Origin of the sequence: Leptolyngbya sp. FACHB-36, from assembly GCF_014695955.1 — a bacterium.
Classification (GTDB): Bacteria; Cyanobacteriota; Cyanobacteriia; order Leptolyngbyales; family Leptolyngbyaceae; genus FACHB-36.
Genome location: NZ_JACJPG010000629.1, coordinates 1 through 2,279, shown reverse-complemented (window position 1 = coordinate 2,279; position 2,279 = coordinate 1). Strand labels below are relative to the sequence as shown.

Annotated in this window: 2 protein-coding genes and 1 pseudogene; 2 read left to right on the top strand and 1 reads right to left on the bottom strand. The window is 53.7% G+C overall.

Translation table 11 applies throughout. The annotated features are described in order from the left end of the window. Nucleotides 1-327: SAM-dependent methyltransferase (locus H6F43_RS19130; protein ID WP_347272442.1), on the top strand; the 327-nt coding region annotated here is incomplete at its 5' end. 164 nt (nucleotides 328-491) lie between these two features. Here the strand turns inward: H6F43_RS19130 and H6F43_RS19125 are convergent. Further along, nucleotides 492-1,048, bottom strand: a pseudogene (locus tag H6F43_RS19125) (Uma2 family endonuclease). A gap of 143 nt (nucleotides 1,049-1,191) precedes the next feature. On the opposite strand from H6F43_RS19125, the gene H6F43_RS19120 reads away from it, so the two are divergent. Further along, nucleotides 1,192-2,279 (top strand): phosphoglucomutase/phosphomannomutase family protein (locus tag H6F43_RS19120; RefSeq protein ID WP_190344441.1); only part of this gene is annotated, 1,088 nt, incomplete at its 3' end.

The window sequence follows — 2,279 nt, the reverse complement described above, 5'->3', positions numbered from 1 at the left end:
CTGTGTCTGTATCTGAGCGCTCGCCACGTAGAATCGGCGCAGGAAAAGCTGTTGCAGCACTACGCTGCCGACACGCCCGTTGCGATCTGCTTCCGCCTCGGTTGGCAAGATGAGCAAATTTGGCGCGTGCCCCTGAGCCAGATGGCAGCGGTGACGCAGCGAGAGGATCTGATTCGCACAACCCTATACGTGATTAGTCCGGCTCTAGCGGCGGAGACCGTGCCTGCTTCGATCGCACAGTCTCCAGATACTTTGGCAACGCGGCGATCGCGCCTCTACAGCCCCGATCACGATCATCTGTTTCGTAGCAGCCGTGCGTCCGGATAACGTCGAGAAATTTCTTGCTAGCTTCCGGATTCGGCACTGTCGGATGTGATTCTACTTCATGAAGCACTCATAGATAGCTTAACCCTCCTTCACAGGAGGGTTTTTTGTTGGGTGGGCGACGCTACGAGGGCGATCGTCTTTTTCCAGTTCCAACACCTGCGCGGTCAATAAGTGTTACTAATAATCGCTTCCACTTCAACCAGAACGTCTGGAAAGGCTAGGGGTTGAATGGTGCCTCCAGCCAGCGTCACTTTGATATATATTTCCCGTTCTGAGGATTGCGAAAAACTGTAAGCTGCCGTTTCCTCAGATTGACGACCCAATATTTAGGGATTTCAGCTTCTGCATAAATCCTACTTTTGGTCTCCAGGTCCTTTTCCAAACTGGAGTCTGAATACTCGATCAACCAGAAAATATTTTCAGGATAAGGGTGATGGCTCAGATATTCCCGTCCCAAGCGTTGAACAACTGCAACGCCCGGTTCAGACTCTGAGTCGTTGGGCAGGGTGATTGGCTTTCCAGATCGAACGGTAGCTCGATCGCCCAGAAGCCGGATTAAATACTCTCCTGTTTCAGTGCTGAAGTAGGCATGGGGTTTGCCCTCCGGTGCTAGCTCGACGATTACTCCTCTCAATAACTCCACGCGACGATCGTCCAAAATCCCCGCCTCAATCATGCGGTGATACTCGTCTACAGTCCATTTCGCGGTTGTTGACGTCATCGTCGTTGCCGATTGCTGCGTGAGCAAGAATTGTGTTTCATTATGAGCGCTTGATGCAAATTTCATCGACTCTGGCAATCGATCGCGCCCTGAGGCGAAACCCTTCCGGTACCATTAGAGTGAAAACCGCAGCATGGTGAACTATGAGCGCAGTGAGCAGTTCAAAGCAAATCAAGTTTGGTACCGACGGTTGGCGCGGCATTATTGCGGATGATTTCACATTCGCCAACGTCCGCAAGGTCACGCGAGCGATCGCCCGCTACCTGGAAACCGCCTACTCTCAAGACCGTCCCGTTCTGATTTCCTACGACACCCGCTTTCTGGCGGATCAATTCGCCCAAACTGCTGCTGAAGTTCTGGCAGACTTGGGCTGGACCGTAAAAATTGTGGACCGCGATTGCCCCACGCCTGTCATCGCCTATAACGCCCGTCACCTCAATTCAGCTGGGGCGCTGATGTTTACCGCCAGCCACAACCCTGCACCTTACTGCGGCATCAAATACATTCCTGACTACGCCGGACCCGCCACAACCGAAATTACAGATGTGATTGTGGCAAACATCGAAGGCGCATCGGACGCACCCGCCAGCGGCAAAAACACCGACAAAATTTCTATATTTGATCCCAAACCCGATTACCTAGAATTCATTTACAGCCTGCTGGACGTAGAGCGGATTCGACGCGCCAACCTCAAAGTCAAGTACGACGCGCTGTACTCAACCTCCCGTGGCTATCTGGATGAAGTGCTGAACTACTGCGGCTGCGAAACCGAAAGTTTCCACACCTACCGGGATGTACTGTTTGGTGGCGGCATGCCCGAACCCAAAGGCGAACAGCTTACAGAATTGGTCGAAGCGGTGAAGCGTTCGGGCGCAGATATTGGGCTGGCAACTGATGGAGACAGCGATCGCTTTGGCATCGTGGACGAGCAGGGCAACATGCTGACCCCAAACACCGTGCTGCTGCTGCTGGCGCGGCATTTGGTCAAGAATAAGGGCAAGTCGGGCGCGATCGTCCGCACCGTCGCCACCACACACTTGCTCGATCACTTCGCTGCTAAATATGGGCTGCCCGCCTACGAAACCGCTGTCGGCTTTAAGTACGTGGGCGAAAAGATGCGGGAAACCAGCGTGCTGATTGGTGGCGAAGAGTCCGGCGGACTGAGCGTAATCGGTCACATCCCAGAAAAAGACGGCGTGCTGGCAGATATGCTCGTAGTCGAAGCGATCGC